Origin of the sequence: Delftia sp. DS1230, from assembly GCF_040112715.1 — a bacterium.
Lineage (GTDB): Bacteria > Pseudomonadota > Gammaproteobacteria > Burkholderiales > Burkholderiaceae_C > Comamonas > Comamonas tsuruhatensis.
In genome coordinates this window covers 3,987,054-4,011,522 of record NZ_CP157763.1, presented here as the reverse complement: position 1 = coordinate 4,011,522, position 24,469 = coordinate 3,987,054, and the positions used below count along the sequence as shown (strand labels likewise).

Sequence of the window (24,469 nt, the reverse complement as noted above, 5' to 3'; positions counted from 1 at the left end):
ACCACCGAATAGACCCCACCAGCAGGAGACAGGAACCATGGCGCGTTTGAGGATAGGCATCGTCGGAGCAGGCATTGGCGGATTGGCGGCAGCCAATGCGCTGCACCAGGCAGGGCATGAAGTATTGGTGTTCGAGCAAAGCCGGCAGTTCCTGCGCGTGGGCGCGGACATCAACCTCACGCCCAATGCCGTGCGCGCCCTCGATGGCCTGGGCGCCGACATCGCCGCCGCCGTGCGCGCCAGCGCCGCACGGCCCACGCACCGCATCAGCCGCAACTGGGACACGGGCGAGGAAACCTCGCGCCTGACCTTGGGTGACGAGGCCGAGCGCAAATACGGCGCGCCCCAGCTCACCATCCACCGCGCGGACCTGCTGGCGGCCCTGGCCGATGCCTTTCCGCTGGACCAGGTGCAGTTGGGCAAGCGCGCCAGCCAGATCACGCAGACGGGGCAAGGCGTGGACATCGCCTTCACCGATGGCAGCGAAGTGGCCGGGCTGGACGCACTCATTGGCGCGGACGGCATCCACTCCGTGGTGCGCGCGGCCCTGTTTGGCGCCGAAAGCCCGCGCTTCACGGGCGTGGTGGCCTTCCGCGCGGTGGTGCCTACCGAGCGCGTGCGCCATGTGCCCGACATCCAGGCCTTCACCAAATGGTGGGGCGCCACGCCGCAAAGCCAGATCGTGACCTTTCCGCTGAACCAGGGGCGCGATACCTTCATCTTTGCCACCACGGCCCAGGAATCGTGGCATGAGGAATCCTGGACCACGCCGGGCAGCGTCGAGGAGTTGCGCGGCTTCTACGCCGATTTCCATCCCGACGCGCGTGCGCTGCTCGACGCCTGCGACACGGTGCTCAAGACCGCGCTGTACGAGCGCGATCCCCTGCCGGCCTGGTCGCAGGACCGCATCACGCTGCTGGGCGATGCCTGCCACCCGATGATGCCCTTCATGGCCCAGGGTGCGGGCATGGCCATCGAGGATGCCGTGGTGCTGGCGCGCAACCTGGACGCTGCCCAGGGATCGCAGCAGGTGCCCGCTGCCCTGGCGCGCTACCAGGCCATGCGTATGCAGCGCACCAGCGAGATCCAGATCGGCTCGCGCGGCAACAACTGGCTGCGCGCCGGTGGCAATGCCGATGGCGTCTACGGCTACGACGCCTGGGCGGTGGCACTGCAGGCCTGAACCCGGTCAGGGCCGGCAGGCGGCCAGCTCCCTGGCACAGGGCAGCTCCAGCCCTTCGGCCGTGGTCAGCGACTGCGCGGCCAGCACGGCGCGCACCGTGGCCAGGGCCACGGCCTCGGCGGCCATGGCGGACAGGGTCAGCATGCCCAGCGAGTGCTCGGCCAGGCCCGTGCCCAGGGCGAACAGGGTGTCGCCATCGCTCATGGTGTGCACGGGTCGTATGGCGCGTGCCAGGCCGTCATGGGCCACCACGGCCAGGCGCTGGGCCTGGGCCTTGGTGATGCGTGCATCGGTGGCAACCACGCCGATGGTGGTGTTGGTGCCTGCCAGCAGCGGCCGGGGCTCTTCGCCGCGCAGCAAGGCACGGCAGGTGTCGTGCAGCTGGCGGCCATCGGGGCTGCGCGCGCCGGCCAGCAGCACGCCGCTGTGGGGATCGACCACATCGCCCACGGCATTGCAGGCGATCAGCGCGCCCACGGTGACGCCGTGCACGGTGAGCGAGGCCGTGCCGATGCCGCCCTTCATGGCGCGATCCATGCCGAAGACCTTGCCCACGCAGGCGCCCATGCCGGCGCCCACATTGCCCTCGGCAGGCCGCGCGGCGCTGGCGGCCTGGCAGGCCGCATGGCCGGCATCGGCACCCGGGCGGATGCGGCTGTCGCCCACCGCCAGGTCGAACAGCACGGCGGCCGGCACGATGGGCACGCGGCCCACGCCCACATCCAGCCCTATGCCCTGCTCGTCCAGCCAGCGCATGGCGCCGCTGGCCGCGTCCAGCCCCCAGGCACTGCCACCGGAGAGCATGACGGCATGCACCTGCTGCACCAGGTTGGAGGGATGCAGCAGGTCGGTCTCGCGCGTGCCGGGGGCGGCGCCACGCACATCGCAGCCTCCCACGGCACCGCCGCGCGCCAGCACGACGGTGCAGCCCGTGGGGCGGCGGGCATCGGTGTGGTGGCCTACCTCGATGCCCTGTACGCGGGTGATGGAGCCGGGGTCTGAGTCGGTGCTTGGCATGCGCTGCTCTGCTCTGTGATGGACAGGCCTTCACCTTAGCCGAAACGGCAGCCCTGCACCCGGTCTTCAGCGCAGCACTTCCAGCTGCGTGACCACGAAGGCGCCCTGGTCCTGCTCGGCGCGAAAGCGCACCTTGTCGCCCGCCTTGAGGGCGGGCTCGGGTGCTGCCACGCGCAGCTGGAAGACCATGGTCATGGGCGGCATGCCCAGGTTCTTGAGTTCGCCGTGGCGCAGCGTGACCTTGCTGGTGCGTGCATCCCAGCGCGTGACCTCGCCTTCGCTGAGGTCCTGGCTGGCGGCGGCGGGTGCGGTTTCGGCAGATTGCGCGCCATGCGCCGCATGGTCGTGGGCCGTGGCCTGGGCACAGGCCCAGGCCGGGATCAGCGCGGCGGCAAGGGCCAGGCGCACGGCAAGGGCGGTACGGGACGTACGGGAAACAAGGAGGGCTGTGTTGTGCATGGTGTGCTCCGGGGTTCAGCGGTAGCTGGTGAAGGTGCGGGTGGAAACGTCGCTGTTCATGAGGTTCTTGGTGATGAGCAGCACCTCGTAGGGGTCCTTGCGGCCGCCGTACTCGGGGCCGTCCATGCCGGGGCTGCCCACGGGCATGCCGGGCACGGCAATGCCCAGCGCCTTGGGCTTTTGCTTGAGCAGCTTGTGCACGTCGGCCGCAGGCACATGGCCTTCGAGCGCATAGCCTTCGACCAGGGCCGTGTGGCAGGAGCCTAGGCGCGCCGGAATGCCCAGCCGGGCGCGCACGGCGCTGTTGCCGGTGTCGTGCACGGTGACGGCAAAGCCGTTGTGCTCCATGTGCACCACCCAGTCCTGGCAGCAGCCGCAGTTGGGGTCCTTCCAGACCTCGACCGGGATGCGGGCCGTGGGTGCGGCCGCCCACAGCGAAGGGGCGGCGAATGCCGTGCAGGCCAGGGCCATGCGGCGCAGCGCACTGCGGCGCGGGTGGGCGGATGCCATGCGTTCATGTTTCATGGGGTGCTCCTGAAGGGGGGAAGAAGTGGCGCGCTCATTGCGTCACCGTGATGGTTCCGCGCATGCCGGCCTGGTAGTGGCCGGGGATGAGGCAGGCAAAGTCGAAGCTGCCTTCGCGGTTGAAATTCCAGACCAGGTCGCCGGATTGGCCGGGCGAGACATGGGCCATGTAGGGCTCGCCGTGCTCCATGGTGGGGAACTTGAGCATCATCTGCGCGTGCTCGTCCAGCGAGGCCGGCGTGCCCAGCACGATCTCGTGCATGACCTGGCCCTTGTTGGCCACGCGCAGGCGCACCGTCTCGCCGCGCTTGACGCTGATGCGCTCTGGTGTGAAGCGCATGTTGTCGCTCATGTCCAGGGTGATGGTGCGCCGGGCGGCCGAGGCATCGCCGGCGATGCCCCAGGGCTTTTGCTCCTTGACCGCGGCGGCCTTGGGAGCGTCATCGTGGGCCCCGCTGCCATGGGCGAAGACGGCAGCGGGGCCGGCGAGCAGTGCCGTGGCGAGGAGGAGGGCAAAGGTGTTCATGAGGTGCTCCTTGGATGGCATCAGTGGTGCTCATGGCCCGCACCGGGCTTGCGCACGCTGGGTGCGCCGGGGGACTGGCCGGGCGTGGTCTGGCGCGGTGCGGAGGCCTCGGCCGCCGGCCCCTTCCATTCGTAGGCCACGCGGCCCTTGGGGTGGTTGAACCAGCCCGGGTCGCCGTAGTCGTTGGCGCCCAGCTGCTCGCGCACCTTGAGGGTGGTGAACATGCCGCCCATCTCGAGGGGGCCGAAGGGGCCCGTGCCGGTCATCATCGGGAAGGTGTTGTCGGGCAGGGGCATCTCCATGGCGGCCATGTCGCCCATGCCGCGCTCGCCCATGACCATGTAGTCGGGCACGATCTTCTGGATCTTGCCGACCAGGCCCCGGTGGTCCACGCCGATCATGGTCGGCGTGTCGTGGCCCATGGCGCCCATGGTGTGGTGGCTCTTGTGGCAGTGCAGGGCCCAGTCGCCCAGCTCGTCGGCGATGAACTCCACCTGCCGCATCTGGCCCACGGCCACGTCCGTGGTCACCTCGGGCCAGCGTGCGGACCGGGGCACGGGGCCGCCGTCCGTGCCCGTGACCTCGAATTCGTGGCCATGCACGTGGATGGGGTGGTTGGTCATGGTCAGGTTGCCCACGCGCAGGCGCACGCGGTCGCCGCGCCGGGCGACGACGGGGCTGATGGCGGGGAACACCCGGCTGTTGAAGGTCCAGATGTTGAAGTCCGTCATCTCGGCCACGCGCGGCGTCATGGAGCCGGGCTCCACGTCGTAGGCCGACAGCAGGAAGGCGTAGTCGCGCTGGACCTCGGCGATCTGCGGGTGCGCCGCCTTCGGGTGCGTGATCCACAGGCCCATCATTCCCATGGCCATCTGCACCATCTCGTCGGCATGCGGGTGGTACATGAAGGTGCCGGGACGGCGCGCCGTGAACTCGTAGACAAAGGTCTTGCCGGGCGGGATGTGCGGCTGGGTCAGGCCGCCCACGCCGTCCATGCCGTTGGGCAGGCGCTGGCCGTGCCAGTGCACGGTGGTGTGCTCGGGCAGGCGGTTGGTCACGAAGATGCGGACCTGGTCGCCTTCCACCACCTCGATGGTGGGGCCGGGGCTCTGGCCGTTGTAGCCCCACATGTTGACGAAGAAGCCCGGCGCCACCTCGCGCACCACGGGCTCGGCCACCAGGTGGAATTCCTTGACGCCTGCGTTCATGCGCCAGGGGGTGGTCCAGCCGTTGAGCGTGACCACGGGGCGGTAGGGGCGGCCGTTGGGCGGGGCCAGCGGGGCGGCGGTTTCGGCCGAGGACTGGGTCGCTGCCTCGGGCAGGGCGGCCAGGGCCACGCGGCTGACGGCGGCACTGGAGACGGCGGCCACGGCGGCGCCGGTGAAGAAATTGCGGCGGTTCATGTCAGTGGCTCGCTTCGTTGGTGGGGGTGGGCGCGGCAGCGCTGGCGGCAGCCTGGATGGCTCCCGGCGACGTGCCGGTCAGTGCCAGCTGCAGGTCGGTCTCTGCCAGCCAGAAGTCGCGCTGCGCATCGGTGGCGGTGGCCACGGCCTGGGCGCTGCTGCGGGCCTCGGCCAGCAATTGCCAGACGCTGACGAACATGCCGTTGTAGCGAAGCATGGTTTCGTCCTGGATGAAGCGGCGCAGCGGCAGCACCTCGGCCTGCTGCTGGTGGGCCAGGTCCCAGGCCGTGCGGTAGCGCATCCAGCTGCTGCGCGCCTCGGCGCGCGCCTGGATGGCGCCTTGCTGCAGCTGGGCCGCGCTGCGCTGCAGCTCGGCGCGCGCGCGGCCGCTGGCGGCGCCGCCCCAGTCGAACAGCGGCAGGGGCAGGTCGATTTCCCAGCCGCGTGTCACATCGCTGTGGCCGGTGGCCCGGTCCGTGGCGGTGTTGCGGCTGTAGCCCAGGCCGATGTCGCCGAAGATGGCGCCGGCGCGCGCCCAGCCCCGGCGCTCGCCCAGATGGTCCAGGTCGCGGCGCAGGGCGCGCAGGTCCAGGCGCTCGCGCAGCGCGGTGGCCTCGGCATCGTCCCCGGCGCGCAACTGCGTGGCGGCCTGCGGGATGGCGGGCAACTGGTCGGGCAGCTTGAAATCGATGCGCCGTCCCCACAGGCCCATCAGGCGGGCCAGTTGCTCATGCTCGGCCGTGGCGGCCAGGCGCGCACGCGCCAGCTGGGCTGCGGTGTCCTGCTGGATACTGAGCTCGCGCGCCTGCTGCAGCCGGCTGAAGTTGCCCACGCGGGCCATGCGCCGCGCCAGCTCGGCCCCGGCCTCGGCCGCCTCGTGCATGCGCTCGCTGGCCGCCAGCTGCTGGCGCGCGGCCACGGCGCGCAGCCAGGCGCGGCGCGTGTCGGCGGCAAGCCGCAGCACGTCCTGCGCGGCGGTCAGCGTGGCCTGTTCCATCTGCATGCCCTGCCAGCGGCTGCGCCAGGGCAGGGTGATCAGGCTGACCAGGCCAAAGCTCAGCTGGCGTTCGATCTCGCGCTCGTCGCTGTTGACCATGCGGCCCAGGGCCAGCGTGGGGTTGGGCAGCGTCAGGGCCTGCACGCGGTCTGCATCCTGCACGCCCAGTTGTGCCAGGCGCGCCTGCAGGCCGGGGTTGTTGAGCAGTGCGATGCGCACGGACTGGTCCATGTCCAGCGGCTGGCGCAGCCACTCGTCGATGCGCTGCTGCGCCGCGTCGCGGGCCTGCAGATCGGTTGGTGGCAGTTGGGCGCCGTCCGGCAGGCGGCTGGCGGTATGGGACTGGACCGCGCCGCGCAGGCCGTCGGGCGAGATGCTGGCGCAGCCGGCCAGGGCCAGCACGGCAGCCATGGCGCCGACCAGCCGGGTGGGGGCGAAGACGGTGCGCTTCATGGCCGGCCTCCGTGCTGCATGTGAGAGCCGTGCGGGGACGGCGCAGGCGTGGATCGGCCGGCCTGGGCCGCCTCCCAGCGCAGGATGTCCATATGGCCGTTGGGAAACTCGGCCACGGCGGCGTTGGCCTGGCGCCAGTCGGTCAGCTCGGTTTCCACGGCGCCGCTGGGCGGCAGGGCCGCATGGCGCAGGGGCAGGCTGGCGGCTGCCGGATCGATGGCGCCGGTCAGGCCTGCGGAGGAAGAGGCCGGGGGGAGGCTGCCGTCATGGGCTTGGGCCCAGGCAGCAGGGCTGGATGCGGCAAGGGCCGCCAGCCCGAAATGGATGAGGGGGATGAGGGGGGCGAGAAAATGCGCTCGGCGCATGGTGATCTCCTGAATGCGTAACGGGTGACGCATCCGCAGCCAAGCGCCCTGCCATGCCCGAGAACGGGCTGCCCATGGACGGGCGGCAGGGATGGCGCGGACGCACTTCGGGCGTCAGGCTTCAGGAAATGGGTGGCTTGATGGCCTGCAGCTTGGCCGCGCTGGCAAAGCGCGTGCTGCCTTGGGGGCGCAGTGCGGCGGACGGCGCAGCGCCGTCCGAACCGATCTGGCCAGGGGTGAAAAGGGCCGAATGGCAGATGCCGCACAGGGTACAGCTGGGGCCGTGTTCATGCTCGCCGCAGCCGCCGCCCGCAGGGCTGCCGGCCTGGGGGGAGCAGTCTGCACTGTGCTCGGCGTGCGACGTATGCGAGGGGTGAGAGGGCTGCTCCGTGGCGTGTGCCGGATGCCGTTCATGGCTGTCCGGCGTCTGCGCTATCTCCGGCGCATGGTGGTGGAGTGCGGAGTCCGACGCCAATGCGACGGCCGGAGCCGGGACGCCCATCACCGGAGCCGCCCCCATGGCCATGGCATCGCCCAGCAGGCCACGCAGGACCAGCAGCAAGACCAGGACAATGGACAAGGGGCGACGCATAGGCATGGATGATACCGGACGGTGCCACGAAGTTCCTCAGGTGCGGGCCCTCTGCCCGGGCGGGCGGCGCGTGGTGCGCAGTGCCTCGGCGATCAGCGCCGATATGGCGGGTGGCATGTCCATGGGCAGGGTGGCCGGCACCGTGGTGCGGCCGGTGTTGCCGCGCGGCAGCCGGTCCAGCAGATGGCCTGCGGGCACCAGGGCCAGGCGCAGCAGCTGGCCGGCGACCTCCCTGCCGTCGCGCAACTGCAGCGCGTGGCGCAGCATCCAGCAGTGGGATCGCCAGTGCAGGCCCAGCAGCTGCTGGCCCAGCACATGGCTGGCCTCCAGCAGCAGCCAGCGCTGTGCGGGCGCCTGGTCCTGGCTTGAACGGAAGCTGTGCAGCAGGTGGGTGAAGGCGGCGCGGCGCTGGGCGTCGGTCATGCCGCCTCCCTGTCGCTGCCCCAGCGGCGCAGCCGCAGGCCGTTGGCGACCACCAGCAGGCTCACGCCCATGTCCGCCAGCACGGCCAGCCACATGCTGGCGTTGCCGGCCAGTGCCAGTGCGAAGAACACCAGCTTGACGCCCAACGACAGGGCGATGTTCTGCCAGAGCACGGCGTGGGCGCTGCGTGACAGCTCCACCACTTCGGGCAGGCGGCGCAGGTCGTCGTTCATCAGCACCACGTCGGCGGTTTCCATGGCCATGCCCGTGCTGTGCATGCCGCCCATGGCAAAGCCGATATCGGCCTGGGCCAGCGCCGGTGCATCGTTGATGCCGTCGCCCGTCATGGCGGTGGGGCCGCGTGTGCGCTGCAGCTCGGCCAGTGCGTCGAGCTTGTCCTGGGGCAGCAGGCCGCCGCGCGCATCCTGGATGCCGGCTTCGGCAGCGATGGAGCGCACGGTGGCCGTGTTGTCGCCGCTGAGCACCACGGGCTGTACGCCCAGGGCCTGCAGGCGTGCCACGGCCTCGCGGGCCTGGGACCGCAGCGGGTCGGCCACGGCGAACAGGGCCCGCACGCCGCTGCTGTCGGCCAGCAGGGTCACGGTGCGGCCCTGGGCCTCATGGGTGGCCAGGCTGGCACGCAGCGCGGCGCTGTCCCAGCCTTGCTCCTGCACCCAGCGCAGGTTGGCCAGGGTCCAGAGCTGGCCGTCGATCTCGGCCTGCACGCCACGGCCGGGCAGGGCCAGCAGCTTGCTGACCGAGGCCCGTGCGGCATCGGCGGCCACGGCGGCATCGGCCTGGAGGCCGGAAGCAATGGCGCGCGAGACCGGGTGGTCCGAGCGGCCGGCCAGGGCCAGGGCGCGTGCGGCGGGCAGGGCGGGGCCAGGGGCGGTGTCCCGGGCTGCATCCTCTTCGCTCCAGGACTTCCATTCGACCAGCTTCGGGCTGCCCGTGGTCAGCGTGCCGGTCTTGTCCAGGGCAATGGCGCGCAGCTTGCGCGCCGATTCCAGCGCCTGGCCGCCCTTGATCAGCAGGCCGCGGCGTGCAGCCGCCGTCAGCGCGCTGACCACGGTGACGGGGGTGGACAGCACCAGGGCGCAGGGGCAGGAGATGACCAGCAGGGCCAGGGCCTGGTAGGCCGCGTCATGCCAGCTCCAGTCCATGACCAGCGGCGCCAGCACCGCCAGCGCAATGGCCAGCACCAGCACGATGGGCGTGTAGACGGCGGCAAAGCGATCGACAAAGCGCTGGGTGGGGGCCTTGGAGGACTGAGCCTGCTCCACGGCATGGACGATGCGCGCAATCAGGCTGTCATTGGCCGCCGAGGTGACGCGCATCTGCAGCTCGCCATCCTGGTTGATGCTGCCGGCGTAGAGCTCATCGCCCGGGGCCTTGTCGGCCAGGGCGCTTTCTCCGGTGATGGGCGCCTGGTTGACCGAGCTTTGGCCTCGCAGGACCACGCCGTCCAGCGGCACGCGCGCGCCGGGGGCCACGCGCACGGTGGCGTCCAGCGCCACGTCGGCGGCGGCCACGCGCTGCACGCTGCCATCGGGCTGGAGCACGTCGGCCGTCTCGGGCGCCATCTGCAGCAGGCTGCGGATGGCATTGCGCGCCCGGTCCATGGCCTGGTCCTCGATGCGCTCTGCCGCGGCGTACAGGGCCATGACCATGGCGGCCTCTGGCCACTGGCCGATGGCGAAGGCACCCGTGACGGCAATGGCCATCAGCGCGTGGATGCCCAGCTTCAGGCGCAGCACGTCGCGGATGCCGGCCTTGTAGACGCCCAGGCCCGATAGGGCAATGGCCAGCACGGCCACGGCCATGCCGCCGTATTGCAGGGCCGGCACGCCGCCCTGGGCACCGCTGAACCAGTGGGCGGCTTCGGCCAGCACGGCTGCAATCAGCGCGGCCGTGATGCGCGGCCAGCCGGGCAGCACGCTGTGGTCGTGGCCGGCATGGGGATCGCTCTCGTCGTGACCGTGGTCATGGTCGTGGTCGTGGTCATGGGCGTGATCGTGGCCATGGCCCTCGCCATGCGCATGCGAGTGGCCTTGGGCCTTCTTGCGGGCCGGCGTGGGCTGGGTGATGGTGAAGGGCGCGCAGCAATCGGTGCCGCAGGCGGAAGACGGCGAAGTCGAGGCGGGCTTGGAAAGGGCAGGGGAGGCTTTCAGGGCCTCGTTGCCCTGAGGGCTTGGCAGGCGATTGGAGTTCATGCGAGCATTGGAAACGGTGAAGTCACTTCAAGGTCAAGCATGTCACAGCATGAATCTGCGCGCTGGCGCATCGGCGAGGCGGCCAAGCGTTCCGGCGTGGCCGCCGCCAACATCCGCTACTACGAGAAGGAAAGGCTGCTCAGTGCAGGCGTGCGCGAGGACAACCAGTACCGGCTGTACAGCGACAGCGATGTGCACCGGCTGCGCTTCATCCGCCTGTGCCGCGCCATGGACATGTCGCTGGACGAGGTCCGCACCCTGCTGGCGCTGGACGGCGCCAGCAAGGCCGACTGCGTGGCCGCCAACGAAACCCTGGATGCGCATCTGGGCCATGTGCGCGAGCGCCTGGCCGAGCTGCGCGCGCTGGAGCATGAGCTGATGCAGCTGCGCAGCCAGTGCGACGGGTCGGACAGCTACTGCCATCTGATCGAGGCCCTGCATGCCCAGGCCGACGAACCGCTGGCACCCGCCCTGGGCAGCTCCGGCGCCAAGCGCCATGTGTAGCGCCGTCTGCAGCTGCCTGTCTTGCGCCGGCGTCCGACGGACCGTCCCGGTACGGCTCGCTATCATCGCCCGATGAGCCTCAGCCACGCAGCCCTGTCCCTTCCCGACCGCATCTGGGCGGCGCTGCGCGACCATGCGCTGGCCTGGTGGCGCAGCGTCTACCTGGGCGCCGTGCTGCTGGTGCTGGCCATGTCCCCTTCCAGCTACCGGCGCGGTGCGCGGCGTGCCATGGCGCACCAGATCTATGTGCAGACCGGCCCCATCCTGCTGGGCTTCACGGCGCTGGCAGCGCTGTTGTGCGCGGTCATCACGCGCATCGTCATCGTCACGGCGCTGAGCTATGGGCTGTCGCGCTATGCGCTGGAGATGGTGGTGCGCGTGCTGGTGATCGAGCTGATCCCGCTGACGGCCGCGCTGTTCGTGGCCATGCGCTGCACCATTCCCAATGGCACGCTGATTGCGCAGCTGCGCGCGCGGGGCCAGCTCCAGGCCTGGCAGGAGCGCGGCTCCGACCCGCTGCGCATGGCCCTGGTGCCGCGCGCGGCCGGTGGCGTGTTTGCCTCGGTCACGCTGGCCGTGCTCAGCTGCGTGGTGGCCCTGGTTACCGTCTACTTGAGCGTCTATGGCTTCACGCTGGCGGGACTGCCCGGCTACACGCGCATCTTCGGCCAGATCTTCACGCCGGCCGTGACCCTGGTGTTCGTGCTCAAGACCTGGTTCTTCAGCCTCACCGTGGCCATCATGCCCATGGCCTCGGGCCTGTATGCGCCACTGCGGCGCCACCGGCTCGGCGGCGCGGCGCTGGGCGGCTTTGCGCGCATGTTTGCCGTGCTGCTGGTGATCGAGGTGATCTCGCTCATGGGCAACTATTACTGAGCACGCCCGCTGAACTCCACGAACCCCACATGCACGGCAAGGCCCGTGCCAGAACAAGGAATGCCATGACCGATACGCGGCGCACGCCGCCAGACCCCTGGGACGGCGAGGAAATTGAGGCCCTCAAGCCCGTGGCGCACCTGCGCGCCAAGGCCGCGGGCCTGCTGCTGTTCACGCTGGTGCTGATTCTTGGATCGGCCCTGTACCTGCTCTACTCGCGCGGCGTGTTCGACGCCACGCAGCGCCTGGTGCTCACGGCCGACGACTCCGAGGGCGTGAGCGTGGGCATGGACATGACCTTCTCGGGCTTTCCGATCGGGCGCGTGCGCCGCATCGAGCTGGCCGAGGACGGCAATGTGCGCATCCTCATCGACGTGCCGCGCAAGGACGCGCACTGGCTGCGCGAGTCCAGCGTCTTCACCCTGGTCAAGGGGCTGGTGGGCGGCACCACCATCAAGGCCTACAGCGGCATCCTCAGTGATCCGCCGCTGCCCGATGAGGCCGTGCGCCCCGTGCTGCGCGGCGATGCCACGGCCGAGCTGCCGCAGATCATGTCCACGGCCAAGGAAGTGCTGGGCAACATCGCCCAGCTCACGGCGCCGGACTCGGCCCTGGGTGGGTCGCTGACCGAGCTGCGCGGCCTGGCCGGCCGGGCCCAGGGGCCGGGCGGCGTGCTGGGCGTGGTCATGGGCAGCGAGCAGGAGGCGCGCAAGGTCACGGCCCTGCTGGACCGCGCCAATGCCACGCTGGCCCGCATGGAGCGCATGGTGGCGCGGGCCGACAGCCAGGTGTTCGATGCCGGCGGCGTCATGCCCGAGGTGCGTTCCACCGTGGTGCAGCTCAACGGCCTGCTGGCCGATACGCGCCGCACGCTGGGCAAGGTGGACGCCGTGCTGGCCGAGGCCCAGGCCGTGGGCTCCAATGCGCGCGAGGCCACGGCCGACCTGGGCGCCCTGCGCGCCGAGGTGGAGGGCAACCTGCGCCGCCTGGAAGGCGTGCTGGCCGACCTGCAGCGCAAGTGGCCGTTTGCCCATCAACCGGAGTTGAAGCTGCCATGAGTGCTGCCGCCAAGAAACTTTCTGCCGCAACCCTCCTGGCGCGCCATGCCGTCGCCGGCGCCGTGCTGACCCTGGTGCTGGCCGGCTGCAGCAGCCGCCCGCCCGCGCCGGACTGGGCGCTCAATGCCGAATCTGCGTCCCAGCGCGCATCCACCGCCTACCTGGAAGGCCGCCAGCGCGTGCAGGCCATGGAATGGGACAAGGCCCGCACCGAGGTGGCCGCCACGGGCCGCACCGACCTGGCCGCGCGTCTGGAGCTGATGCGCTGCGCGGCCCAGGTGGCCAGTCTGGAATGGGATGACTGCCCCGGCTACCAGGCGCTGGCGCTTGACGCGGCGCCGGCCGAGGCAGCCTATGCGCGCTATTTGCAAGGTAGGCCCCGGCCCGAAGACGTTGCGCTATTGCCAGAATTACAGCGCCCCGTGGCACAGGCGCTGCTGGGCGGGTCTGCGTCGGCGCTGGCCTCCGTGAGCGCCATCAAGGAGCCGCTGCCCCGGCTGGTGGCGGCCGGCGCGGCCTTGCGGGCGGGTGCGGCGCAGCCGCAATTGCTGGAGCTGGGTGCCGAAACCGCCTCGGCCCAGGGCTGGCGCCGTGCGGTGATGGCCTGGCTGCTGCTGCAGGCCAGAGCCCATGATCAGGCGGGCGAGGTGGACAAGGCCCAGGCCGTCAGGCGCAGGCTGTCGCTGCTGGAGAAGACGGCCAGCGGTGGGGGCACATCGGCCGGCAAATGAAAACAGCGCCAGTCCGAAAGGGATGGCGCTGGGCAGGCATTTGCAGGGCTTACATCGACGACAGCAGGGCGCCCGGGTCTTTTTGCAGCAAGGTGTCTGCAGCCGGGGCGGCGCTGTCCAGCCAGAAGGTGGCAACGCTGGCGGCTACGGCAAGCACGACCGTGGCGGTGAAGGCGATGAAGGGATGACGTCCGAAGGGGCTGGGTCTGCGCATGGTGGACCTCCTGTCTGGCAGCGCAGGCAGAGCATTGGGCTGGGCCTGGACTCCATTGCACACCGGATTGCGCAGCGCGGCTGTCGGACAATCGCTTTCTCTCTTGACGTTTGTAAAAAAGTACTGAGAGAAAATTTCTATCGACTTTCAAGAGGCCGAAAAAAAAGCGAGGCAGAGCCTCGCTGAAAGTTCGGGACGTAAGTCCCTGGCCCGTGCTGGCAGGCCAGGCGTCGCCTTAGAAACGGTGGCGGATACCCGCGATCAGGCTGGTGCCCGACTTCAGGTCCGTGATGCGGTCGTGCATCAGCACGGTGTACACATCGGTGCGCTTGGACAGGTAGTGGTCGTAGCCCAGGCTGGCCGTGGTGCGCGTGGAGTCCACGGCGCCGATCTCGGCCTTGGTGCGGGCCAGGGCGGCCTTGATGGTGCCGGCGCTGGTCACGGGCACGTCCAGGCCCAGCGAGTAGGTGCTGTTCTTGCGATCCAGATCCTTGACCTTGGCCTGGCCGTAGGTTGCGTACAGCTTGGCCACTTCGAAGTTGTAGGTGCCGCCCAGCATCCAGTCGGTCTTGGTGGGCATCACGGCCAGGCTCACGGGGTTGCTGATCTGGGCGCGCTCGTAGAAGGCCACCAGGCTCAGGGGGCCGCCGAAGTACATGGCGTTCACGCCGATGTTCTTCTTGCCGGAATCGCCGCCCTTTTCACCGAACTGGTAGTGGACGTTGGCCTGCAGGCCGCCGAACTTGGGCGTGGTGTAGACGACCTGGTTGCTCCAGCCGGTGTCGGACGGCGTGGTCAGGTTGGCCGAGCCCCAGGCTGTCGTGCCCACGTTGGCGTGCAGCACCAGCGGGGAGATGGTGAAGGAGTCGCCGAAGGGGTTGGTCAGGATGGTGGGCAGGAAGTTGGGCGCCATGCCGCGGCCCAGGCGCACCGTGCCGAAGCCGCCGGACAGGCCGACGTTGGCATCGCGCGAGAAGTACGGGTCGCCGTCGAAGCGGCCGGGGCTGCCGGTGTCCACGCGCATGAAGGCCGTCAGCTGGAAATCGACCTTCAGGCCGCCGCCCAGGTCTTCCTGGCCCTTCATGCCCCACCAGGAGGTGGTCATGCCGCCCGAACCCACGACGCCCTTGCCGCTGGCGTCGCCAGCCATGCGCATGGAGCCGGCATAGGCGTCCACCAGGCCCGTCAGCTGGACCGAGCTTTGGGCGTGTGCTGCGCCGGCGCAGGCCAGTGCAGCGGCCAGTGCGATGAAGGAACGTTTCATGTTGAGGAGTCTTTCATTGTTGGATAGTGGAAACGGTTGGCCAGTGCTGTGACCGGGGCAGACGATGAGGCAAACGCCCTGGGCGGGCTATGTGGCAAACCTGGGACAGTGGCGTTTTCGCATCAGGGTCCGGCCGGTGTCGGCGTGCCTTTGCGGCGCGCGCGCGAGGCAGTCCAGACTGGCTAAGCCGCGTATTACAACGCATCCCAGCCATTGCACCGGCCAGAAAGTGGTGTCTTTGACACAGTTATGACGAAACTTAATTTGTGTTTTGCACTCTCGCGGCTTGAACGCTGCCGTGCACTGGGTTGGGGCCGGGGCACCAGGCCTGTGCAGCAGGTCCTTGCAAGAGGGCTCAAAGGTCAATTCAGGGCTCCTTGTTCGTCGGTTGGAGGAAGATTTCCGCCTGTTGCCAGGCCTGTGGCTGCAACTGATTGCAAACGGCGTGCCAGCCTGCAACCCGGCCACCGGCCTCCACGGGGGTCCATGAGCCGGGCATGTGTTTGCAGACGTGTCAGACTCGCGCCCATGTCCGAATCCACCCTGCTCGTTGCCGATGACCACCCGCTGTTCCGCGCTGCGGTGATCCATGTGCTGCGCGAGGCCCTGCCGCAGTTCGCCGTGCTGGAGGCCGCAAGCGCTGCGACCCTGGGGGCGGCGCTGCAGCAGCACCCCGAGATCGAACTGGTGCTGCTGGACCTGGCCATGCCGGGCGCGCGCGGCTTCTCCGCGCTGCTGCATGTGCGCGGCGAGTACCCCGACATTCCGGTGGTGGTGATCTCATCCAACGACCATCCGCGCGTGATCCGCCGTGCCCAGCAGTTCGGTGCTGCAGGCTTCATTCCGAAGTCGGCGCCGGCCGAGGCCATAGGCACGGCCCTGCAGGAAGTGCTGGACGGCGGCAGCTGGTTCCCGCCCATGGCCGCCGAGCGCTCCGAGGCCGACGCCGCGCTGGCCGCGCGGCTGGCCCAGCTCACGCCCCAGCAGTTCCGCGTGCTGCTGTGCCTGGCCGACGGCCTGCTCAACAAACAGATCGCCCATGAACTGGGGCTGGCCGAGAACACCGTCAAGGTGCATGTGACGGCCATTCTCAAGAAGCTGGAGTGCTACAGCCGCACGCAGGCTGCCGTGCTGGTCAAGAGCCTGGAGAACGACGGCACGGCCTGAACTCCATGCCGCGGCGTGCCGTGCCCCTACCGGTGGCGCAGCAGCATCTGGCTCATGAGTGCGCGCAGCGCGGGCGGGCGCACGGGCTTGGCCAGAAAGCCCCAGCCGCGCTCGGCCGCCTGGCGGCGCAGCATGCCGTCGCGCTCGGCCGTGACCAGGATCACGGGCGGCGACTGGCCCCAGCGCTGGCACAGCTGCGCGTAGACATCGGGGCCGTGCAACTGGCCCAGGCGCACATCGAGCAGCACCAGTTGCGGTGCCTCGCCGGGCGCGGCCAGCGCCAGCGCCTCGGCCGGGCCGCCGGCCAGCGGCACGCTGCAGCCCCAGCGCTGCAGCAGGGCGCGCATGGCGGTGCAGGACTGGGGATCGTCCTCCACATACCAGGCGTTCATGCCCTGCAGCGGTGCATCCTGGTCCGGGTCGCCGGTCTGCGCGCTTGCGGCGATCTGCGGCACGGCGCCCGGGTCGCCCAGCGGCACGCAGACCCAGAACACGCTGCCCCGGCCCAGTTGCGAGCGCAGGCCGATCTCATGGCCCAGCAGCCGGCCCAGGCGCTCGACGATGGCCAGGCCCAGCCCGGCACCACGGTCGTCGCCATGGCCCTCGTCCAGGCGGCGGAATTCCTCGAAGATCTCGTGCTGCAGACTCTCGGGAATGCCCGGTCCCTGGTCGTGCACCTCGATGCGCAACTGCTGGCCCTGGCGCCGGCAGCCGATGACGATGCGGCCCTGGCGCGTGTAGCGTATGGCGTTGGACAGGAAGTTCTGCAGGATTCGGCGCAGCAGCGCCTCGTCGCTGCGCACGACGCAGCGCGTGTCCACCGCGCTCAGGCGCAGGCCCCGGCTTTCGGCCAGGATGCCGAAGTTGTGGCGCATGACCTGCAGCAGCGGGCCCAGCGCGAAGTCGCGCACGCGCACCTCCAACTGGCCCGATTCCATGCGCGAGATGTCCAGCAGGCTGCCCAGGATGGCGTCCTGCGCGGCCAGGGCGCCGTCGATGCTGTCGGCCACGTGGCGGCCCGCCTCGTCATGCAGATGGCTGCGCAGCAGGGAGCTGAACATGCGCGCGGCGTTCAGAGGCTGCAGCAGGTCGTGCACCGCAGCGGCCACGAAACGGGTCTTGTAGCGGTTGGCCTGCTCGGCCTCGCGCTTGGCCTCGGCCAGGTCGCGCGTGCGCTCGGCAATGCGCTGCTCCAGCGCATCGGCCAGCGAGCGCAGTTCGCGCGCGGCGTTCTTGTAGCTGGTGATGTCGGCATAGCTGGTGACGAAGCCGCCATCGGGCAGCGGGTTGCCGCGGATCTCCAGCACCGTGCCGTCGTCCTTGGTGCTTTCGCGCAGGTGCGGGCTGCCGCTGCGCAGATGCTGCAGCCGCCGGTGGATGGCCTCTTCGATGGGGCCGGGCCCCAGCAGGCCGCGCCGGGCGTTGTAGCGGAACAGGTTCTCTATGGGCTGGCCCGTGCGCAGCAGTTCGGAGGGAAAGCGGAACAGCTCCACGTAGCGCGAGTTCCAGGCCACCAGGTTGAGGTCGGCATCGATCACCACCACGCCCTGGGGCAGGTGCTCCAGGCTGCGGCTCAGGCCCGTGTCGGCCTGGCGCGCGGCCTGGACGATGCCGTCCTGGGCCGTGCGCAGCTCCTGGGCATGCTGGCGCAGCACGGTCTCCAGCTCCAGGCGGCTGCGCAGGCGCAGCGCGGCCAGCCGCCTGCGCTGGCGCACGAATAGCACCAGCATGCCCAGGGCCAGCCAGCCGCCCGCAGCGGCCGCCGCCGCCCAGCGGCTGGCCACGGTGCTGGCCTGCGTGTCATGCAGCAGGTGCAACTGCCAGTCGCTGCCGGGCAGGGGCAGGGTCTGCCACAGCGTGGTGCCGGGCAGGGCGGGTTCCTGCATCTGCACCAGGCGGCTGCCTTGCTCCAGGCCCTGGCGCACCCGGTAGCGCATGGGGTGCAGTTCCTGGTCGATGTACTGGCGCGTGGCGGCCAGGTCCGCCTCGTCGGCGGGGCTCAGGGGTGACAGCAGGCGGTAGCGCCAGTCGGGCTGGCTGGCCAGGAAGACCACGCCGTGCTCGTCCGAGGCCATGACCACGTCAGGCGTCTGCAGCCATTCGCGCTCCAGCTCCAGCAGCGCGATCTTGATCACCACCAGGCCCGCGACGGCGTTGTGCTCGTCCAGGATGGCCTGCGACAGGAAGTAGCCCGGCAGGCCCGTGGTCAGGCCGATGCCGTAGAAGCGCCCGCTGCCGCGCGACAGCGCCTGCTGCACATAGGGCCTGAAGCTGTAGTCCACGCCCACGTTGCTGCGCGTCTCGCGCCAGTTGCTGGCGGCCAGGGCCGTGCCGTGGCGGTCGATCAGGGTCAGCGTGGACGACTGGCTGGCGCCGTTGGCCTGCTCCAGCTTGCGGTTCAGGGCATCGACCTCGGCGGCGGACAGCGGGTGGGTGAGGGCGGCGCGCAGCTGCGCATCCAGCGCCAGCACCTCGGGCAGGGTGCGGTAGCGGTCTATGCGCTGGCCCAGGGCCTGGGCGTAGAGGCTGAGCTGGCGCTGCACGCTTTCGGCCTCGCCGCGCAGGGCGCGGTGGTAGACCAGTTCCCCGGCCAGCAGCATGCAGGCGAGCATGCCGCCGAACAGCAGCAGCAGGGTCCAGAAGGAGCGGCGTGAAGGGCGTCGAACGGGTTGGGGCATGGTGGTCTGGGCCCGATTGGGCGCCAGCTTGGTGCCTTCCAGGGACGGGAAGGGGTTGGGGATTACCCTGATTCTGCGTCCATTCTCCCTGGGAGAGCGCCTGCGCCTAATACCAATAGGTTATCGGCGCCGGAGGATGCCAGCGGTACAACCTGCACCTTCCCGCAACTTGCCGCACCTCGGTGGTGCGTCAACCCCACAGAAATCCTGCCGGAGCCGCACCATGCATGCCGTCCCCACCCACGCCGCCAGCCCCGAGCGGCTGCCCTTCTACCGCCAGCTGTATTTCCAGGTGGTGGTCGCCATCGTGGCGGGCGTGCTGCTCGGCCACTTCGAGCCCCAGTACGCCGAGCAGTTCAAGCCGCTGGGCGACGCCTTCATCAAGCTGGTGAAGATGATCATCGCGCCGGTGATCTTCCTGACCATCGTCACCGGCATTGCGGGCATGACGCACCTGCGCACGGTGGGCCGGGTGTTCCTCAAGGCCATGGCCTACTTCCTGTTCTTCTCCACGCTGGCCCTGGTGGTCGGCATGGTGGTGGCGCACGTGGTGCAGCCTGGCGCGGGCATGAACATCAACCCGGCCGACCTGGACCAGGCTGCCGTGAAGGGCTATGTGGCCAAGTCGCATGAGCTGACGCTCACCGGCTTTGCCATGGACATCATCCCCAAGACGCTGGTCAGCCCCTTCGTGGGCGACAACATCCTGCAGGTGCTGTTCGTGGCCGTGCTGTTCGGCATCTCGCTGGCCATGGTCGGCGACGCCGGCAAGCCCGTGCTCAACTTCCTGGAGGCGCTGACGGCCCCCGTGTTCAAGCTGGTCGGCATCCTGATGAAGGCTGCGCCGCTGGGCGCCTTCGGCGCCATCGCCTTCACCATCGGCAAGTTCGGCCTGGGTTCGCTGGTCAACCTGGCCTGGCTGGTGGGCTCGTTCTACATCACCTCGCTGCTCTTCGTGGTCGTGGTGCTGGGCTTCGTGGCGCGGCTGTGCGGCTTCTCGGTGCTCAAGCTGGCACGCTACCTGAAGGCCGAGCTGCTGCTGGTGCTGGGCACCTCGTCCTCGGAATCGGCCCTGCCTTCGCTGATGCAGAAGATGGAGCGCGCCGGCTGCGGCAAGTCCGTCGTGGGCCTGGTCGTGCCCACGGGCTATTCGTTCAACCTGGACGGCACCAACATCTACATGACGCTGGCCGCGCTGTTCATCGCCCAGGCCACCAACACCCACCTGACCCTGGGCCACGAGATCGCGCTGCTGCTGGTGGCCATGCTCAGCTCCAAGGGCGCTGCCGGCGTGACCGGCGCGGGCTTCATCACGCTGGCCGCCACGCTGGCCGTGGTGCCCGAGGTGCCCGTGGCCGGCATGGCCCTGATCCTGGGCGTGGACCGCTTCATGAGCGAGTGCCGCTCGCTGACGAACTTCATGGGCAACGCCGTGGCCACCGTGGTGGTCTCGCGCTGGGAAAACGAGCTGGACTACAGCAAGCTCAACGCCGCCCTGGACGGAGAGCCCGTGCAGGCCCTGCCTGCCGAGGCCGCCGTGGCCAAGGCCTGAGAACGCCCTGGCCAGGGCAAGGGCCGGCAACGGCCCCTGCCTGCCCCACCGCTGCGCCACCCCAGGGTGGCGCTTTGCTTTGTCTACTCGCCTGCCAAGCTGCCGGGCGCGGCTGACGAGCGCAGCGACAGCTCCAGCCGGTAGGCCAGGGCCACGAAAAGGCTTTGCGCCAGCCCCATGGCCGCCGTCAGCGCGCGAAAGCCGAAGGTGGCGCTGTCCTGCACGATCAGGGCCGCCTCGGCCTCGCGCGCAATGGGGCTCATGCGGCTGTCGGTCATGGCGATCAGGTGGGCGCTGCGCTGCCTGGCCCACTGCGCCACCTGCACGGTTTCGTCCGCATAGGGCATGAAGGAAATGGCGATCATCACGTCGCCGCTGCGCACCGACCGGATCTGCCCCTGCTGCATGCTGCCCAGCGCGCTGAACAGGCCTATGCGCTTGTCGGTGTGTTGCAGCGCATATTCCAGATACACGGCCACGGGAAACGAGCGGCGCGAGCCGGTGATCCAGATCGCCTGCGTGCCGGCCAGCAGCTCCACCGCCCGGTCGAATGCCTGACCGTCCAGGTTCTGGCGCAGCTGCTGCATGCCGGCCATGCCGCCTTTGAGGAATTCGTCGGCAATCTGCACGGGCTCCAGGGCGGCGGGGCCGGCCTCGACCATGTCGCGCACGCGCAGCTCATAGGCGCGGCCCGGCGCGATCTGCTCGGCAAGGCCTTCGCGGAACAGGCGCTGCATTTCGGAAAAACCCGAGAGCCCGAAATGCTTGGCAAACCGTACGACGGCCGAGGGCTGCACACCACATTGCGCGGCCAGGGACTGTATGCCTTGCAGGCCGAGCTGGTCGCGGTGGACCTCGATGTGGCGGGCAATGGCCTTGAGCTGCCGGCTCAGGCCATCGTATTCCTGGGCAATCTGCTGCAGGAGTCGGTCCACGGATGCGGGGGGCGGCGGGGAAGGGCTCATCGCAGGCGGGCCGGTGGGCGATCCCGGGGCAAGGGATCGACTGATTTCTGGATGGGCCATGATGCCATGGCGATCCCCGGGTCCCGGGCCGCTGGCAGCCCAGGCGGGGCATGGCATTCCCTAGCAGTAGTCCACCCAGATCCCGCCGGCATCGGCCGAGCGCACGCAGTTCTCCACCCAGCGCACGCCCTCGATGCCAGCATGGATGTCCGGATGGAGGATGGTTTGCAGCGCCTCGCGATCGCGCCTGTCCGTGGCCTCCATGGCCAGCGCGAAGCGGTGGTAGAGGTTGGACCATGCCTCGAACAGGCCTTCCGCATGGCCTGCGCTGATGCGGTCTTCCTGCAGCGCGGCGGGGTGCAGATAGCCCATGCCGCGATCGAGCACCTGCGCCGGCTGGCCCTGGACTTCGTGGCGCAGCTGGTTGGGGTGTTCGTCCCACCATTCGAGGCTGGCCCTGGCGCCGATGACGCGCAGCTTGTGCCCATGCATGGAGCCGCTGTTGACCGCGCAGGCCCACAGGTAGCCCATGGCGCCGCCCTGGTACTGCATGAGGGTGAAGGCGTTGTCCTCCAGCGGGGCGCGGCTGCTGACGAAGCTCTGCCGGCTGCACATCAGCCGCTCGATCTTCAGCCCCGGCAGCATCACCTGGGAGAGGTACAGCGGATGCGTGCCAATGTCGCCCAGCACATAGCTGGGGCCGGCAAAGGCCGGGTCCATGCGCCAGCGCGCGGCGGGGCTGGACTGCTCCACCGCCTCGCTGTGAAAGCCGTGCGAGAACTGCATCTGCACGATGCGGATGTCGCCCAGCTCGCCCCGCGCGATCATCTCGCGCGCCTGGGCGATGAGCGGGTGGCCGGCATAGCCGTAGGCCACGCCGACCATGCGGTTCCTGGCAAGGGACAGCTCCAGCAGCTCCTTGGCCTCGGCCGTGGTGAAGCACAGCGGTTTCTCGCAGACCACGTGCAGGCCTGAGAGCAGGGCGGCCTTGCAGATCTCGAAATGGGTGTTGTTGGGCGTGGCGATGGATACCGCGCGAATGCCGTCCGGGCGGCCGGCCTCGGCCTCGAACATCGCCCGGTAGTCGGCGTAGCAGCGCTGCACGTCCACGCCCAGTTGTTCGCCGAACCGGCGCCCGCGCGCGGCATCGATGTCGAACGCCCCGGCCACGAGCCGGAAATTGTGGTCGCGCAGCGCCGCCGACCGGTGCACATGGCCGATCTGGCTGTTGTGTCCGCCGCCGACCATGCCCCAGGCAATCGGGCGGCCGGGCAGAAGGGTTCCGTCGATCATGGTGTCCACCTTTGTGTTGCGTCTTCAGCAAAAGCGTCTTCAGCAAAAACCTGTGCGGGCCAGGAAGGCGCGGCTGGCGGCCACGTCGGGCAGGCTGGCACCCGCATTGCGCGGGTCGCGCTCCTGCTCCACCGTGATGCAGCCTGCATAGCCGATCTCCCGTAGCGTGGCGCCTATGGCCGGATAGTCGAGCACGCCTTGGCCGATGGGGCACATCACGCCCCGGGCGCAGGCGTCGAAGAACGCAATGCGCTCGCCCATCACCTGCCCGTACACCTGGGCGTCTATGTCCTTGAAATGCACGTATTCCAGCCGTGCCGCATGCCGGCGCAGCCAGCTTGCCGGGTCCATGCCGCTGTAGTGCAGGTGGCCGGTATCCAGGCACAGTCCGGCGGCCTGCGCCGGCACGTCGGCGGCGATGCGGTCGATCTCGTCGGCAAATTCGATGTAGCCGCCCGCATGCGGATGGATCACCGCGCGCACGCCGAAGCCGCTCCAGGCAAGGTGCGCTATCTGGTGGATGTGATCGACCATGGCGGCCCAGCGTGCATCGGACAGGCGCGGGGCGCGGTCCGGGTGGCCGGCCTCGAAGTCGCGCTCGGGGTGGCCCCAGTCCATCACCACGAGATAGGGCGCCGGGTAGCGTTGCCCGGCTGCAGCGGCCGGCCTGGGAAGCTGGCTGATGAGTCCGCAGATCTCGCGAGTCTGGCGCAGCAGCTGCGGCAGCCGGGCCGGCGAGACGAGATCGTCGAAGATCGTGCCGGCGGTGATGCACAGGCGCCGCTGCGTGAATTCCGTGCGTACCAGGGCCGCCTCGAGCGGGATGTAGCCGCAGGGGCCGAGTTCCATGCCCCGAAAGCCCGCCTCGCAGGCCTCGTCCAGCACCTGGCGCCAGGGCGGCAGGTGCGGGTTGTCCACGTTGTCCACGCCCCAGCAGCAGGGCGCGCAGCCAATGGTCAGGGACGCTGTCATGGTCGCAGTCATGGCGTCGGGGGCTCAGGGCTGGTAGAACGCCGGGCGCGCTGCGCTCGCCATGCGCTCTATCGCGCCGGAGGACTGCGCCAGCAGGCAGGCATCGGCGGCCACTGCGGCGGCGTAGCCGTCCCAGGCCGAGGGACCTGTCAGTTGCCGGTCGCGCACGCCGTCGATGAAGGCCTGCAGCTCCGCGTCGTAGGCGGCGATGAAGCGCTGCTTCCAGTCGGTCAGCAGGGGCGTGCAGCTGCTGGCCGCGCGCTTCATGGGCACGGCCGCAGGCTCCGGCAGGCGCGCGATGCCTGTCTCGCCCACCACTTCGCACTGGATGTCGTAGCCGTACCGGCAGTTGACGAATACCTCCACGTCGATGCGCACACCGCCCACGGTCTCCAGCAGGATGATCTGCGGATCGTTCAGATGCGGCAATGCGTGGCGCGTCTTCCTGGGGAACACCACCTGGGCGCTGGCGTAGTCGTCGTCCAGCAGCCAGCGCAGGACATCGAGCTCGTGGATCAGCGTGTCGGTGATGGCCATGCTGGTGGTGTAGCCCCCGGCCACCGTGGGATTGCGGTGCGCGCAGTGCACCATCAGGGGCGCGCCAATCTCGCCGGCGGCGATGACATGGCGCAGCGCACGGTAGCCCGCGTCGTAGGGGCGCATGAAGCCGACCTGCACCAGGCGCCGGCCCTGCGCCACCTCTGCTTGCACGATGCGCATGCAGCCTGCGGCGGTCACCGCCAGCGGCTTTTCACAGAACACGGGCTTGCCGTGGGCGATGGCCTCCAGCACCAGTTCCTCGTGCGAGGGACCCCAGGAGGTGACCAGCACCGCCTGCACCTGTGGCGCGGCGATCAGCGCCCGGCCGCTGTCCATGATCTCGATGGCCGGATCATGTCTGGCCACCACGTCCCGCGCCTGCTGCGCATCGATGTCTGTCACCGCCACCACCCGGGCGCCCGACAGCACCCGGGAGATCCTGCGGATGTGGTCTTGTCCGATGGCTCCGCAGCCTATTGCTCCGATCTGCAGCGTCATA

Annotated in this window: 24 protein-coding genes; 7 read left to right on the top strand and 17 right to left on the bottom strand. The window is 69.6% G+C overall.

What is annotated here, in order from left to right; all coding sequences use genetic code 11:
* Positions 1–37: 37 nt before the first annotated feature.
* Positions 38–1,183 (top strand): FAD-dependent monooxygenase, encoded by a 1,146-nt coding sequence (locus AAN986_RS18045; protein ID WP_047217197.1) that lies wholly within the window; start codon positions 38–40, stop codon positions 1,181–1,183.
* 6 nt (positions 1,184–1,189) lie between these two features.
* On the opposite strand, the gene AAN986_RS18040 is transcribed toward AAN986_RS18045, so the two are convergent.
* The 10 genes from AAN986_RS18040 to AAN986_RS17995 all read right to left on the bottom strand — a co-directional run bounded on the left by AAN986_RS18040 (position 1,190) and on the right by AAN986_RS17995 (position 10,156).
* Entirely contained in the window at positions 1,190–2,200 is a 1,011-nt protein-coding gene (locus AAN986_RS18040) for a P1 family peptidase (RefSeq protein ID WP_016449921.1), read from the bottom strand.
* A gap of 66 nt (positions 2,201–2,266) precedes the next feature.
* Complete coding sequence (locus AAN986_RS18035) at positions 2,267–2,659, bottom strand: copper-binding protein (protein WP_016449920.1); 393 nt, start codon at positions 2,657–2,659, stop codon at positions 2,267–2,269.
* Between the two features lie 15 nt (positions 2,660–2,674).
* Positions 2,675–3,184, bottom strand: coding sequence for a DUF411 domain-containing protein (locus AAN986_RS18030; protein WP_047217198.1), 510 nt, complete (start codon positions 3,182–3,184; stop codon positions 2,675–2,677).
* A 34-nt stretch (positions 3,185–3,218) separates the two neighbouring features.
* Positions 3,219–3,710 carry a cupredoxin family protein gene (locus AAN986_RS18025; RefSeq protein WP_047217329.1) on the bottom strand — a complete coding sequence of 164 codons (492 nt, stop codon included), beginning with the start codon at positions 3,708–3,710 and terminating at the stop codon, positions 3,219–3,221.
* Between the two features lie 20 nt (positions 3,711–3,730).
* On the bottom strand, positions 3,731–5,113 hold the full coding sequence (locus AAN986_RS18020; RefSeq protein WP_016452435.1) for a copper oxidase: 1,383 nt from the start codon (positions 5,111–5,113) through the stop codon (positions 3,731–3,733).
* 1 nt (position 5,114) lies between these two features.
* Complete coding sequence (locus AAN986_RS18015; protein ID WP_047217199.1) at positions 5,115–6,563, bottom strand: TolC family protein; 1,449 nt, start codon at positions 6,561–6,563, stop codon at positions 5,115–5,117.
* Positions 6,560–6,928, bottom strand: coding sequence for a hypothetical protein (locus AAN986_RS18010; RefSeq protein ID WP_017404571.1), 369 nt, complete (start codon positions 6,926–6,928; stop codon positions 6,560–6,562). Before AAN986_RS18010 ends, AAN986_RS18015 begins: the two co-directional genes overlap by 4 nt.
* A gap of 121 nt (positions 6,929–7,049) precedes the next feature.
* The gene (locus tag AAN986_RS18005) at positions 7,050–7,508 is read right to left on the bottom strand and encodes a hypothetical protein (RefSeq protein WP_017404570.1); all 459 of its coding nucleotides are present in this window, start codon (positions 7,506–7,508) and stop codon (positions 7,050–7,052) included.
* Between the two features lie 48 nt (positions 7,509–7,556).
* The gene (locus tag AAN986_RS18000; RefSeq protein ID WP_016449914.1) at positions 7,557–7,943 is read right to left on the bottom strand and encodes a DUF3703 domain-containing protein; all 387 of its coding nucleotides are present in this window, start codon (positions 7,941–7,943) and stop codon (positions 7,557–7,559) included.
* Positions 7,940–10,156: a heavy metal translocating P-type ATPase gene (locus AAN986_RS17995; protein WP_047217200.1), complete on the bottom strand. Its 2,217-nt coding sequence runs from the start codon at positions 10,154–10,156 to the stop codon at positions 7,940–7,942. The genes AAN986_RS18000 and AAN986_RS17995 overlap by 4 nt, the downstream gene beginning before the upstream one ends.
* Before the next feature lie 39 nt (positions 10,157–10,195).
* Between AAN986_RS17995 and AAN986_RS17990 the strand changes: the two genes are divergently transcribed.
* From AAN986_RS17990 to AAN986_RS17975, 4 genes are all read left to right on the top strand, one after another.
* Positions 10,196–10,660 (top strand): Cd(II)/Pb(II)-responsive transcriptional regulator, encoded by a 465-nt coding sequence (locus AAN986_RS17990; protein ID WP_013803089.1) that lies wholly within the window; start codon positions 10,196–10,198, stop codon positions 10,658–10,660.
* A 72-nt stretch (positions 10,661–10,732) separates the two neighbouring features.
* Complete coding sequence (locus tag AAN986_RS17985) at positions 10,733–11,536, top strand: ABC transporter permease (protein ID WP_012204765.1); 804 nt, start codon at positions 10,733–10,735, stop codon at positions 11,534–11,536.
* A gap of 65 nt (positions 11,537–11,601) precedes the next feature.
* Positions 11,602–12,594 (top strand): MlaD family protein, encoded by a 993-nt coding sequence (locus tag AAN986_RS17980; protein ID WP_013803088.1) that lies wholly within the window; start codon positions 11,602–11,604, stop codon positions 12,592–12,594.
* Positions 12,591–13,325: a hypothetical protein gene (locus tag AAN986_RS17975; protein ID WP_047217201.1), complete on the top strand. Its 735-nt coding sequence runs from the start codon at positions 12,591–12,593 to the stop codon at positions 13,323–13,325. The genes AAN986_RS17980 and AAN986_RS17975 overlap by 4 nt, the downstream gene beginning before the upstream one ends.
* Before the next feature lie 49 nt (positions 13,326–13,374).
* Here the strand turns inward: AAN986_RS17975 and AAN986_RS17970 are convergent, their stop codons facing one another.
* Both AAN986_RS17970 and AAN986_RS17965 read right to left on the bottom strand, forming a co-directional pair.
* Positions 13,375–13,539: a hypothetical protein gene (locus AAN986_RS17970; protein WP_013803086.1), complete on the bottom strand. Its 165-nt coding sequence runs from the start codon at positions 13,537–13,539 to the stop codon at positions 13,375–13,377.
* A 235-nt stretch (positions 13,540–13,774) separates the two neighbouring features.
* Positions 13,775–14,803 carry a porin gene (locus tag AAN986_RS17965; RefSeq protein WP_013803085.1) on the bottom strand — a complete coding sequence of 343 codons (1,029 nt, stop codon included), beginning with the start codon at positions 14,801–14,803 and terminating at the stop codon, positions 13,775–13,777.
* A gap of 528 nt (positions 14,804–15,331) precedes the next feature.
* Here AAN986_RS17965 and AAN986_RS17960 point away from each other — a divergent pair.
* On the top strand, positions 15,332–15,970 hold the full coding sequence (locus AAN986_RS17960; RefSeq protein WP_016449908.1) for a response regulator transcription factor: 639 nt from the start codon (positions 15,332–15,334) through the stop codon (positions 15,968–15,970).
* Positions 15,971–15,996: 26 nt separating this feature from the next.
* On the opposite strand, the gene AAN986_RS17955 is transcribed toward AAN986_RS17960, so the two are convergent.
* On the bottom strand, positions 15,997–18,648 hold the full coding sequence (locus AAN986_RS17955) for a PAS-domain containing protein (protein ID WP_047217202.1): 2,652 nt from the start codon (positions 18,646–18,648) through the stop codon (positions 15,997–15,999).
* Between the two features lie 223 nt (positions 18,649–18,871).
* Here AAN986_RS17955 and AAN986_RS17950 point away from each other — a divergent pair, with 223 nt between their 5' ends.
* Entirely contained in the window at positions 18,872–20,200 is a 1,329-nt protein-coding gene (locus AAN986_RS17950; protein ID WP_016449906.1) for a dicarboxylate/amino acid:cation symporter, read from the top strand.
* A gap of 83 nt (positions 20,201–20,283) precedes the next feature.
* Here AAN986_RS17950 and AAN986_RS17945 read toward each other — a convergent pair whose 3' ends face one another.
* From AAN986_RS17945 to AAN986_RS17930, 4 genes are all read right to left on the bottom strand, one after another.
* Positions 20,284–21,165 (bottom strand): MurR/RpiR family transcriptional regulator, encoded by an 882-nt coding sequence (locus AAN986_RS17945; RefSeq protein WP_016449905.1) that lies wholly within the window; start codon positions 21,163–21,165, stop codon positions 20,284–20,286.
* A 120-nt stretch (positions 21,166–21,285) separates the two neighbouring features.
* Positions 21,286–22,458 (bottom strand): Gfo/Idh/MocA family oxidoreductase, encoded by a 1,173-nt coding sequence (locus AAN986_RS17940; protein ID WP_017404563.1) that lies wholly within the window; start codon positions 22,456–22,458, stop codon positions 21,286–21,288.
* Positions 22,459–22,497: 39 nt separating this feature from the next.
* Complete coding sequence (locus AAN986_RS17935) at positions 22,498–23,430, bottom strand: TIM barrel protein (RefSeq protein ID WP_349335429.1); 933 nt, start codon at positions 23,428–23,430, stop codon at positions 22,498–22,500.
* 24 nt (positions 23,431–23,454) lie between these two features.
* A complete protein-coding gene (locus AAN986_RS17930) occupies positions 23,455–24,468 on the bottom strand; it encodes a Gfo/Idh/MocA family oxidoreductase (RefSeq protein WP_016449902.1) in 1,014 nt (337 codons plus the stop codon).
* Position 24,469: the final 1 nt, after the last annotated feature.

What these genes read in the sequence shown, in the direction of transcription:
- AAN986_RS18045 (WP_047217197.1), top strand. Translation starts at nt 38, where the DNA reads ATGGCGCGTTTGAGGATAGGCATCGTCGGAGCAGGCATTGGCGGATTG.
- AAN986_RS18040 (WP_016449921.1), bottom strand. Translation starts at nt 2,200, where the DNA reads ATGCCAAGCACCGACTCAGACCCCGGCTCCATCACCCGCGTACAGGGC.
- AAN986_RS17990 (WP_013803089.1), top strand. Translation starts at nt 10,196, where the DNA reads ATGTCACAGCATGAATCTGCGCGCTGGCGCATCGGCGAGGCGGCCAAG.
- AAN986_RS17980 (WP_013803088.1), top strand. Translation starts at nt 11,602, where the DNA reads ATGACCGATACGCGGCGCACGCCGCCAGACCCCTGGGACGGCGAGGAA.
- AAN986_RS18000 (WP_016449914.1), bottom strand. Translation starts at nt 7,943, where the DNA reads ATGACCGACGCCCAGCGCCGCGCCGCCTTCACCCACCTGCTGCACAGC.
- AAN986_RS17950 (WP_016449906.1), top strand. Translation starts at nt 18,872, where the DNA reads ATGCATGCCGTCCCCACCCACGCCGCCAGCCCCGAGCGGCTGCCCTTC.
- AAN986_RS18035 (WP_016449920.1), bottom strand. Translation starts at nt 2,659, where the DNA reads ATGCACAACACAGCCCTCCTTGTTTCCCGTACGTCCCGTACCGCCCTT.
- AAN986_RS17995 (WP_047217200.1), bottom strand. Translation starts at nt 10,156, where the DNA reads ATGAACTCCAATCGCCTGCCAAGCCCTCAGGGCAACGAGGCCCTGAAA.
- AAN986_RS18015 (WP_047217199.1), bottom strand. Translation starts at nt 6,563, where the DNA reads ATGAAGCGCACCGTCTTCGCCCCCACCCGGCTGGTCGGCGCCATGGCT.
- AAN986_RS17955 (WP_047217202.1), bottom strand. Translation starts at nt 18,648, where the DNA reads ATGCCCCAACCCGTTCGACGCCCTTCACGCCGCTCCTTCTGGACCCTG.
- AAN986_RS18020 (WP_016452435.1), bottom strand. Translation starts at nt 5,113, where the DNA reads ATGAACCGCCGCAATTTCTTCACCGGCGCCGCCGTGGCCGCCGTCTCC.
- AAN986_RS17965 (WP_013803085.1), bottom strand. Translation starts at nt 14,803, where the DNA reads ATGAAACGTTCCTTCATCGCACTGGCCGCTGCACTGGCCTGCGCCGGC.
- AAN986_RS17970 (WP_013803086.1), bottom strand. Translation starts at nt 13,539, where the DNA reads ATGCGCAGACCCAGCCCCTTCGGACGTCATCCCTTCATCGCCTTCACC.
- AAN986_RS18030 (WP_047217198.1), bottom strand. Translation starts at nt 3,184, where the DNA reads ATGAAACATGAACGCATGGCATCCGCCCACCCGCGCCGCAGTGCGCTG.
- AAN986_RS17935 (WP_349335429.1), bottom strand. Translation starts at nt 23,430, where the DNA reads ATGACAGCGTCCCTGACCATTGGCTGCGCGCCCTGCTGCTGGGGCGTG.
- AAN986_RS17940 (WP_017404563.1), bottom strand. Translation starts at nt 22,458, where the DNA reads ATGATCGACGGAACCCTTCTGCCCGGCCGCCCGATTGCCTGGGGCATG.
- AAN986_RS18025 (WP_047217329.1), bottom strand. Translation starts at nt 3,710, where the DNA reads ATGAACACCTTTGCCCTCCTCCTCGCCACGGCACTGCTCGCCGGCCCC.
- AAN986_RS17945 (WP_016449905.1), bottom strand. Translation starts at nt 21,165, where the DNA reads ATGAGCCCTTCCCCGCCGCCCCCCGCATCCGTGGACCGACTCCTGCAG.
- AAN986_RS18010 (WP_017404571.1), bottom strand. Translation starts at nt 6,928, where the DNA reads ATGCGCCGAGCGCATTTTCTCGCCCCCCTCATCCCCCTCATCCATTTC.
- AAN986_RS17985 (WP_012204765.1), top strand. Translation starts at nt 10,733, where the DNA reads ATGAGCCTCAGCCACGCAGCCCTGTCCCTTCCCGACCGCATCTGGGCG.
- AAN986_RS17960 (WP_016449908.1), top strand. Translation starts at nt 15,332, where the DNA reads ATGTCCGAATCCACCCTGCTCGTTGCCGATGACCACCCGCTGTTCCGC.
- AAN986_RS17930 (WP_016449902.1), bottom strand. Translation starts at nt 24,468, where the DNA reads ATGACGCTGCAGATCGGAGCAATAGGCTGCGGAGCCATCGGACAAGAC.
- AAN986_RS17975 (WP_047217201.1), top strand. Translation starts at nt 12,591, where the DNA reads ATGAGTGCTGCCGCCAAGAAACTTTCTGCCGCAACCCTCCTGGCGCGC.